The sequence below is a fragment of the Ruegeria sp. AM4 genome (assembly GCF_056540665.1).
Window position 1 is genome coordinate 1,107,349 of sequence record NZ_JBQFXD010000001.1, and the last position, 10,266, is coordinate 1,117,614.

At 55.1% G+C, this 10,266-nt stretch carries 9 protein-coding genes; all 9 read left to right on the plus strand.

Annotation, left to right across the window (positions count from 1 at the left end):
* Positions 1-113 precede the first annotated feature (113 nt).
* Positions 114-1,139: a LacI family DNA-binding transcriptional regulator gene (locus ACR0JA_RS05485; RefSeq protein WP_480571060.1), complete on the plus strand. Its 1,026-nt coding sequence runs from the start codon at positions 114-116 to the stop codon at positions 1,137-1,139.
* A 95-nt stretch (positions 1,140-1,234) separates the two neighbouring features.
* A complete protein-coding gene (locus ACR0JA_RS05490) occupies positions 1,235-2,539 on the plus strand; it encodes an ABC transporter substrate-binding protein (RefSeq protein ID WP_480571063.1) in 1,305 nt (434 codons plus the stop codon).
* Between the two features lie 106 nt (positions 2,540-2,645).
* Entirely contained in the window at positions 2,646-3,512 is an 867-nt protein-coding gene (locus ACR0JA_RS05495; protein ID WP_480431073.1) for a carbohydrate ABC transporter permease, read from the plus strand.
* Between the two features lie 12 nt (positions 3,513-3,524).
* Positions 3,525-4,355, plus strand: coding sequence for a carbohydrate ABC transporter permease (locus ACR0JA_RS05500; protein WP_480571066.1), 831 nt, complete (start codon positions 3,525-3,527; stop codon positions 4,353-4,355).
* Positions 4,356-4,367: 12 nt separating this feature from the next.
* Entirely contained in the window at positions 4,368-5,372 is a 1,005-nt protein-coding gene (locus ACR0JA_RS05505) for an ABC transporter ATP-binding protein (protein WP_480571069.1), read from the plus strand.
* Positions 5,369-6,142, plus strand: a complete 774-nt coding sequence (locus ACR0JA_RS05510; protein ID WP_480571071.1) for an L-iditol 2-dehydrogenase — start codon at positions 5,369-5,371, stop codon at positions 6,140-6,142. Before ACR0JA_RS05505 ends, ACR0JA_RS05510 begins: the two co-directional genes overlap by 4 nt.
* A complete protein-coding gene (locus ACR0JA_RS05515; protein ID WP_480571074.1) occupies positions 6,142-7,653 on the plus strand; it encodes a mannitol dehydrogenase family protein in 1,512 nt (503 codons plus the stop codon). Before ACR0JA_RS05510 ends, ACR0JA_RS05515 begins: the two co-directional genes overlap by 1 nt.
* A gap of 747 nt (positions 7,654-8,400) precedes the next feature.
* Entirely contained in the window at positions 8,401-9,474 is a 1,074-nt protein-coding gene (locus ACR0JA_RS05520) for a DNA/RNA non-specific endonuclease (RefSeq protein WP_480571077.1), read from the plus strand.
* 16 nt (positions 9,475-9,490) lie between these two features.
* The gene (locus tag ACR0JA_RS05525) at positions 9,491-10,141 is read left to right on the plus strand and encodes a hypothetical protein (protein ID WP_480571080.1); all 651 of its coding nucleotides are present in this window, start codon (positions 9,491-9,493) and stop codon (positions 10,139-10,141) included.
* Positions 10,142-10,266: the final 125 nt, after the last annotated feature.

The window sequence follows — 10,266 nt, forward strand, 5'->3', positions numbered from 1 at the left end:
CTTGCCCAGCACAACGGACTGGAACTTGCCTGACTATTGATTTTTTAGCGCGCGCAAAGAATATGTAAAAACATGATAAGATCAAGACGACTAAGATCCGCAGGCAGATTGGCATGACTAAAATAAAGAATATGGAAGAGTTCGCGGCCCTCAGCGGTATTTCGCGCCCCACCGTATCCAAATACTTCCAAGATCCCGACAGCGTTCGGCCGACAACGCGCGCGCGTATCGAAGAAGCGCTTGAGCGGTTCGACTACCGCCCCAATATCTACGCGGTGAACCAGAACCGGAAACTGACCAAGAATGTCGGCATCGTAGTACCCTATTTGTCCGATCCGTTCTTTGCCGAAATCGCGCGCTATCTTGAGCAAAGTTGTATCACCGCCGGTTATCGACCCACCCTCTTCAGCGCTCATGGCGAACAAAAGCTGGAAAACGAAATTCTTGACGGCTTGCAAGCAATGAAGCCCGCCGGGGTTCTTTTGGCACCGTTGGGGCGTATTTCAGACCGATCCGCAATCGAAAAATTCTGCGCCAACGTACCCACGGTTTTGTTCGACAGCAACCTGGAAGGATTGGGGGCGGCCTTTGTTGGCTCGGACAATTTCAGCTTTGTGTCGCAGACCGTGGAATACATGACCCGGACGGGCCAGCCGCCGTCTTTCTTCGAGATGCGTACTCCTGCGAATCCGAACGCAAACAAACGCAGAATTGCCTATGTCGAAATGATGGAGCGTCTGGGGTTCGAGCCCGATATCATCAAGGTTGATGGCAAGGGGTGGGCATTTGAAGAAATTGGCCACAGGGGCGCGCTGAAAATTCTGGAAGAGCGCCGCCTAAAAACGGATTCAGTGCTGTGCAGCAATGACCGGCTTGCCATCGGCTTTCTTGCTGCCTGTTACGAACAGGGGATTCGGGTTGGTCGCAAGGATAGCTGCACGCTTCGCGTGGCCTCGAATGACGACCATCCGTTCGCAAAATTCACATGCCCATCCCTGACAACTGCGGCGCATGACTATGACAATGTAGCGGCACGCAGCGTCGAAACCCTGTTTGAACTCATTGAAAATGGGGGAAAATTCGACTCGCGGACCGAAACGCTTTTCCCTGCGCGGCTTGTTCTAAGGGACTCGGCATAACGTCTAAATTTTAACGCGCGTAAAGTTTTTATTGACGTCGCGATAACTTTTACCCTACGCTCCCTGCACGACATCCAAGCTCAGGGAGGACAGGGATGTATCTGAAACACGCACTACGTGCGGCGACAGCGTTGACTTTCGTCGCCACGGCAGCGGCCCACGCGCAAACGATTACAATCGCCACTGTGAACAACGGCGACATGATCCGGATGCAGGGCTATACCGACAAATTCACCGAAGCGACCGGCGTCGATGTCGAATGGGTAACGCTGGAAGAAAACGTGCTGCGTCAGCGCGTCACCACCGACATCACGACAAAGGGTGGCCAGTTCGACATTATGACCATCGGCATGTACGAAACGCCGATCTGGGGCGCGAATGGCTGGCTGGTGCCGCTTGAAGGCATGTCGGCCGAATATGACGTTGACGATATTCTGCCAGCAATGCGCAACGGTCTAAGCCACGAAGGAACGCTCTACGCGGCTCCGTTCTATGGTGAAAGCTCGATGGTCATGTACCGCACCGACCTGATGGAAAAGGCCGGGCTGGAAATGCCGGACGCGCCGACCTGGCAATTCATCCGCGACGCCGCCGCCGCGATGACCGACCGTGACAACGATATCAACGGCATCTGCCTGCGCGGTAAGGCAGGCTGGGGCGAAGGTGGTGCCTTCATCACCGTGACAGGAAACTCGTTTGGCGCACGCTGGTTTGATGAGGACTGGAAACCGCAATTCGATCAACCTGAATGGAACGAGGCGCTGACATTCTTCGTCGACATGATGAGTGAATCCGGCCCTGCAGGTTATGCTACAAACGGGTTCAACGAGAACTTGTCGCTGTTCCAGCAAGGCAAGTGCGGAATGTGGATCGATGCAACCGTTGCTGCATCTTTTGTAACCAATCCGGACGACTCGACGGTGGCTGACAAAGTTGGTTTCGCATTGGCCCCCAACTCGGAAGGTGTTGACAAGCGGTCCAACTGGCTCTGGGCCTGGGCGCTGGCAATTCCGGCAGGTACGGAACAGGCCGATGCCGCAAAACAGTTCATCGAATGGGCCACCTCGAAGGACTACATAGAACTGGTGGCGGAAAACGAAGGCTGGGCCAATGTCCCACCGGGTGCGCGTACATCACTTTACGAAAACCCCGAGTATCAAAAAGTTCCGTTTGCCAAGATGACGCTGGATTCGATCCTGTCGGCCGATCCGAATGATCCGACGGTCAAACCTGTGCCCTATGTCGGCATCCAATTCGCGGCGATCCCGGAATTTGCAGGCATTGCCACGCAGGTCAGCCAGGAATTCTCGGCCGTCTATGCGGGGCAACAAACCGTGGAAGAGGCGCTTGAGAAAGCACAGGCCTTTACTGCTGAAGAAATGGAAGCCGCAGGCTACTGAGGCATTCTCCCCGCGGGTGGGCAGAGGTCTGCCCCCCGCCCTACCCTTCCACAATTCACGTTTTTCTCGCAGGCTAAGGCACGCCTGAACAGAGAGGGTTTGCGTCATGGCAACTCAACATTCCCGATCCGTCGCGCGCCTGATGATGGCACCCGCAGTGGTCCTGCTACTTGGCTGGATGCTCGTGCCTCTGACGATGACGCTTTATTTTTCTTTCAAGAAATACCTGCCGCTGCGCGGAGGTGACCTGGGCTGGGTCGGGTTCGACAACTATGTCCGGTTCGTATCGTCCAGTTCTTTCTGGCCCGCCGTGCAAGCCACGCTTGTGATTGTGGGCGGTGTTCTGGTGATCACGGTTGTTCTGGGCATCCTGCTGGCGATGTTGTTGGATCAGCCGATGTGGGGCCAAGGCGTTGTCCGCATCCTTGTGATTGCACCATTCTTCGTCATGCCCACCGTATCCGCGCTGGTCTGGAAAAACATGTTCATGGACCCGGTGAACGGCTTGCTGGCGCATCTATGGCGTTTTTTCGGGGCCGAGCCGATCTCGTGGCTGTCCGAGGCGTCGATGACCTCGATCATCATGATCGTCTCGTGGCAATGGCTGCCCTTTGCGACGCTGATCCTGCTGACCGCAATCCAGTCGCTGGACAGCGAACAGTTGGAAGCGGCTGAAATGGATGGCGCGCCGGTGCTGAAGCGGTTCTACCACATCATCCTGCCGCATCTGAGCCGCGCGATCACCATCGTGATCCTGATCCAGACGATCTTTCTTTTGTCGATCTTCGCCGAGATCTTCGTGACCACCGGCGGTGCATTCGGCACCCGCACCCTCACCTACCTGATCTTCCAGCGCGTGTTGGAAAGCCAGAACGTTGGCCTTGGATCAGCCGGAGGTGTCTACGCCATCATCCTTGCCAATATCGTTGCGATCTTCCTGATGCGCATCGTCGGCAAGAACCTGGACGCGTGAGGAGGTAAGATCATGGCCCGTGCCGTTACACCCCGTCGCAAATCGCTGAACACCGCCCTGGCCTGGGCCATTGGATTGCTGATCTTTTTCCCGATCCTCTGGACCATCCTGACCAGCTTCAAGACCGAGGCACAGGCCATTGCAAGCCCGCCTTTGTTCCTGAATTTCGACTGGACGCTTGAGAACTACGCCATCGTGCAGGAGCGGTCCGACTATATGCGGTTCCTGTGGAATTCAGTCATCATCGCGGGCGGATCGACCTTGCTGGGAGTGATCATCGCTGTGCCTGCCGCATGGGCGATGGCCTTTGTGCCCTCCAAACGCACCAAGGACATCCTGCTGTGGATGTTGTCGACCAAGATGCTGCCCGCAGTAGGCGTGCTGTACCCGATCTACCTGCTGTTCATCCGTCTTGGGCTGTTGGACACACGCGGAGGGCTGGTTGTGGTGCTGATGCTGATCAACCTGCCGATCATCGTCTGGATGCTTTACACCTATTTCCGCGAAATCCCCGGTGAGATTCTGGAAGCCGCGCGGATGGATGGGGCAACTCTGAAAGAGGAAATCCTCTATGTTCTGACGCCGATGGCCATTCCCGGCATCGCCTCAACGGTCTTGCTGAACTTCATTCTGGCGTGGAACGAAGCGTTCTGGACCCTCAACCTTACGGCCGTTGATGCGGCCCCCCTGACGGCCTTTATCGCCAGCTACTCCAGCCCCGAGGGCCTGTTCTTCGCCAAGCTCAGCGCGGCCTCGACAATGGCGATCGCACCCATCCTGATCCTTGGCTGGTTCAGCCAGAAACAACTTGTCCGTGGCCTGACCTTCGGCGCCGTGAAATAAGGAAAACGACTTATGGGACGTATTCAACTCAAGTCAGTGACCAAAAGCTTCGGCGACGTTCAGGTCATTCCCCCGCTGGATCTGACCATTGAAGATGGCGAGTTTACCGTCTTCGTCGGCCCCTCGGGTTGTGGCAAGTCCACGCTGCTAAGGCTGATCGCCGGGCTGGAGGATATCTCTTCGGGCTCTATCGACATCGATGGAGCAGATGCCACCGACGTGCCGCCTGCCAAGCGAGGTCTGGCGATGGTCTTTCAGTCCTACGCTTTGTACCCACATATGACGGTGCGCAAGAACATCGCGTTCCCGCTGCGCATGGCCAAGCTGGATCAGGCTGAAATCGACAAGCGCGTCGAGGGTGCAGCAAGCGTGCTGAACCTCACCGACTATCTGGACCGCCGGCCGGGCCAGTTGTCCGGTGGCCAGCGTCAGCGCGTCGCCATCGGTCGCGCCATCGTTCGCGAACCCGCAGCGTTCCTATTCGATGAGCCCTTGTCCAACCTCGACGCCGCGCTACGCGTTGGTATGCGGTTGGAGATCAGCGAGCTGCACGAACGTCTGGCGACCACGATGATCTATGTCACCCACGATCAGGTCGAAGCCATGACCATGGCAGACAAGATCGTCGTGCTTCAGGCTGGTGTAATCGAACAGGTCGGCAGCCCGCTTGAGCTGTATCGGACACCGCGTAACCTGTTTGTCGCGGGCTTCATCGGATCGCCGAAGATGAATTTCATCGAAGGTGAAGAGGCCGCAAAACACGGGGCTCAAACCATCGGCATCCGTCCCGAACACATCACCGTGTCCGAGAGCGAAGGCGAATGGTCCGGGGTCGTCAGCGTCTCGGAGCACCTCGGCTCGGACACGTTTTTCCATGTTCACGACACCGGTTTGGCTGAAACGATTACTGTTCGCGCTGATGGCGAAGTTGGCTTTCGCCATGGGGACCGCATCCATCTGACGCCGCGAGCCGATGTGATTCACCGTTTTGACGCGAAAGGCTTGCGGATCGAATGACACGCCTGTCCGGCAAAACCGCCCTAATCACCGGGGCCGCACGGGGCATCGGGCTGGCCTTTGCCAAAGCCTATGTGGCCGAGGGCGCGCGCGTCGCGGTGGCCGACATTGATCGCGAAGGGGCGCAGAACGCTGCGCAGGAAATCGGAGAGGCCGCTTTGGCCATCGAAATGGACGTGACCAGCCAACAAAGCATCGATGGCGCAGTTGCGAGAACCGCCGCGCATTTCGGCCCGATCGACATTCTGATCAACAACGCAGCCATTTTCACCGCTGCTCCGATCGTGGATATCGAGCGCGCTGACTACAACCGCGTGTTTGATATCAATGTTGCTGGTGCGCTGTTCACGATGCAGGCGGTCGCGCGCCATATGATCGAACACGGGACCAGAGGCCGGATCATCAACATGGCGTCCCAAGCTGGACGACGGGGTGAGCCTTTGGTTGCGGTCTACTGCGCCAGCAAGGCCGCGATTATATCTCTGACTCAATCTGCGGGCCTGAACCTGATCTCTCATGGGATTAACGTTAACGCCATAGCTCCGGGCGTGGTCGATGGCGAACATTGGGACGGCGTTGACGCATTCTTTGCAAGGCACGAAGGCAAAGCCCCCGGCCAGAAGAAACGCGAAGTTGCGGCGGCTGTCCCCTATGGACGGATGGGCCGCGCCGAGGACCTGACCGGCATGGCGGTGTTTCTGGCCTCTGACGAAGCGAAATACATCGTCGCGCAAACCTACAATGTCGACGGTGGAAACTGGATGAGCTGATGAACCCTGTGGCGAACGCAAAACCTCCGGTACGGCTAGGGCGCGACAGCCTTTCTAGCCTGCCCGCCACGGTCAGGACCCCGGCCTATGCGCCCTCGGGCTTGACCCCAGGCATTGTGCATATCGGTTTGGGCAATTTCCATCGCGCGCATCAGGCCTGGTATATCCACCAGTTGATGCAACGGGGTCAGGCCCAAGATTGGGCGATTATCGGAGCCGGCGTACGCAGTTACGACGCCGACATGCGACAGCGTTTGCTGGCGCAGGACTGTCTGACAACTCTGATTGAACTGGACCCGAAGGGAACGTCCGCCGAGGTGATTGGTCCGATGATCGATTATCTGCCGATCGAGGCCAACAATGCGGCCCTTATCCGGACCATGTCAGACCCTTCCATTCGGATCGTTTCGCTGACAGTGACTGAAGGTGGCTACTATCTGGATGCCAACACAGGCGCGTTCAATCCCGATCATGCAGATATTCGTCACGATGCAGAGATCCCCGACCAGCCCCGCACAGCCTTCGGCGCGATGGTCGCAGCCCTCAGACACCGACGCGCTAACGGTCTGAAACCCTTTACGGCGCTAAGCTGCGACAACCTTCCGGGCAACGGTGCAATATTGAGAACCTGCATCGTTGGTCTGGCGCGCTTGTCCGACCCGGAACTGGCCGACTGGATTGACCAGACCGGCGCGTTTCCAAATTCAATGGTGGATTGCATCGTGCCAGCGACAACCGATCACGTGGTGTCGCAATGCCATGCGTTTGGCGTTGACGATCATGTCCCCGTCTCGCACGAGAACTTTCGTCAATGGGTGATTGAGGATGACTTTTGCGCGGGTCGACCACCTTTGGAGCAGGTCGGCGTCACGCTGACCCAGGACGTTCATAGCTATGAAACGATGAAGCTGCGCATTCTGAACGGCGGTCACCAGTTGCTTGCCAATGTCGGGGAAATTCTTAACGTCCCGACGATTGCGGACTGTATGCAAGACGCTGAAATCGTGTCTTTTTTCGAGAAAGTTCAGGCGAAAGAAATCCTGCCCTATGTGGACGCCGTCCCCGGAACGACCGCCAGAGAATACCTTGGGTTGGTTGAGCGACGATTCGCAAACACCAAAATTCACGATACGACGCGCAGGGTTGCGTTCGACGGATCAGCACGACATCCGGGCTTTCTGTTGCCGTCGCTGCGTGATGCGCTTGCGTCAGGTTCTTCCGCACAAGGGCTTGCGCTGGCCGAGGCACTCTGGTGCCGGATGTGTGCCGGTGTTCGCGAAGACGGCTCAGAAATCGCCCCCAATGATCCCCAATGGGAGAGCTTGCAAAAGACCGCTTTGGCATCCAAGGCCGACCCAGAACTTTGGCTCGCACAACGCCAATACTATGGCGATGTTAAACACGCCTCAAACTTTGCCAAAGCCTTTGCTACGTGGCTAACCGCGATCTGGCAGAGGGGCAGCAGGGCCGTTTTGAATGCATACATCGCGGGTAGTTCAGTACCACGATAAGCTTGTTTTGCGCAGGTCGCTTGTTTCGAACATGAAGCGCCACCGAACTTTCTGCATTCGAAAACAATGAGTGAAAGCCTGGCAGTCGCCTTTTGCTGATCATAAGCGAATTGCTCATAATGTACACGCGCAAGCCTGCGGAATTGCTGCGTAATACCGAGGCGCTGTCTATAAAAAAAGGGGGTCAAAATCGCGGGCGAAACCGTGCTCTGAACCAAAAATTTTGCACGGAATACGGTAAGCGTTGCATCTGACCCCCAAATTGGCGTCTTCCGGCATAGGCATCTAAAGCCTATATTGGCGCCACGCGCCAATACGGAAATTCATATTTGTGTCCTTACGGCCCAAACCTGCCGTTCATCGTTTCGCTCTGATGATGCAGAGCGCCCGCCAAACTGGTCGTTCGCTGCGGCGCAAAATAGTCCTAGTTTAGAAACGTTTCGCAACATTAGTCTATTCGTTGGACAATCAATTGCAGAACAATCAAACTCTGAAATTGCAGTGCAGGTGACGCTGACAATTACGATTGAAACCGCAGCGAGTGGATGGGACTTTTATCATTCTGACTCCCGCTCTTACAACGCCGCTAGTTTTCGATTAAGCTTCGCCTCAGTGGCAGTTCGGCATTAAATTCGATGCTCGATAGTGAACATCTATTTGCGTATTCTTCGCTCAATAATCTACGAGTTCGTTGAAGCGAGTCACTATATTTAATTCTGGGCGGGCGCTTGTTCGAGGATTATATCCGTGTACAAAAACATATCTCATTTTTTTGCGGTTTTTTGCCTGATAGTATTACCACAAGTAGTTATTTCTCAAACGCACAGTGTCGGGGAAACTGTGATCCTGCAAGGTGGGACCGCGCACGGGATTCCCCTGCATCGGCAACCTCGATCCAGTCGATTTGCGCATGCAGACCCAGGATCTGCGGCAGAAATTGTTGATACATACGACAACGGGCGTTGGCTGTTTTTGAAATTGGAAACGGCAAGAGCATGGGTCCTAGCCCAAAACACGACGGCAGTTGCAACTGTCCAGCCCCATGATTCAAATGAAGTGGACCGATCGAAATTACTCGATGTTGTTTGTGCGGGTGCGCAGAGGCAGACGCTTAAGAACGACCTGTTTGTTATTTGTCAGGATAGACATTGGCGCATACCGCTCTGGGTCGCCTATGTGATGCGCGGTGATGAACTCGACGGGCCAGGAGATAGGCACAGGTCCTCTTGGCAAATAGATTCCCGCGTCATTGCCGCCGGCCAAGCAAATAGCACTGTGTATCTAGGCTCAGGCTTTCACAAAGGCCACTTGGCTCCGGCACAAGCCTATGTCCGTACACAGAGCGCGGTGAACGGCACGCATATCTACACCAACGCCGTTCCGCAATTTGGAAGTATCAACTCCGGCGCTTGGGCCAAGCTCGAAGCCGCAGTGCGCCATATGGCGATGGCAGGCGCTGATCTTTGGATCATAACGGGCAGCCTTTTTGTTCCCATCGATCCAAGGTGCCAGGTGAACCGCCCACCAGAAAGGTGCCTAGTGGTCGATACGTCGCAGCGGCCTACGGATCCGGTAAACCGAATGCGCAGCGAAATAGCGGTTCCCTCCCATACATTTAAGGCAGTTTTGGCCGAACAGGATGGTGTTTGGTCCTCACGGGCTTTCATCATGCCGAATATTCCTCGAGGCGCCGGTAAATTTAGAAACTATAGATTTAGTGTCGATCAATTAGAGCGCATGCTTGGCTTGGATCTGTTCCAATCGCTGCCTGACCAAATAGAACAACGCATTGAAGTACGCGCAACACCTCTAACGGATTAATGCACAGGAGAGTGACATGCATCTCGATTTGGATAAGGAGTATGATTTAGAGCGTTACTGGAGAAAATTTTGGATTGGCATCGGTTCTGCGATAGCAGTGGTTTTGATAATGTTGCTTTTCAATGCGCCGGACGTCCGGCTTGGATTTGGGCTTGAGCCCCTGCTGTTCATTGTTGATCCCATCCGAGCATCCATCGACGTTTTAAGCATTTTGTTTGTCATTGCCCTCTTCGTTGAACGGGCGAACGAGGTCTTCATAGGCAGCGCCCGATTGGTGGCGCGTAAGCAAGCTGAACTCGAAATCGCAGCCATGAAAGAAAAAAAGTCTGCAGGTGGACGAGGAGTGCCAAGCGACGAAAAGATCGCCAAGGCAAAAAATACGCTTTTATGCTATAGAACTGGAACTAGGATACTGACAATTACATTCGCGGTTATTTTGTCGACCCTGCTATCTCTAGGTGGCGTCAGAGCGTTGAGTCCACTGCTAGAAGTTCAATTTGACGCTTTGGCACTCACACAGTGGTTTTTGTTGCAATTGGCCGATATTGTTGTAACCGTCGCGATCATCGCCGGGGGCAGCAACGGTATCCACCGAATGATCTCTGTCATTGTCGATAAGTTCCCAGAAAAAAAGAGCTCTACAAACACAGAGACTGAGCCCACATAATTAAAGCTTTTACCGGCTTGGAAATCCGCATTCGGCCGATTCCGTTGAAAAACAATGTTTTGCTGACGCAGAAAGTGGTCATCCGAACAGAGTGCGAGCGCCTTTTTATCAGACTTTTCGCGTTT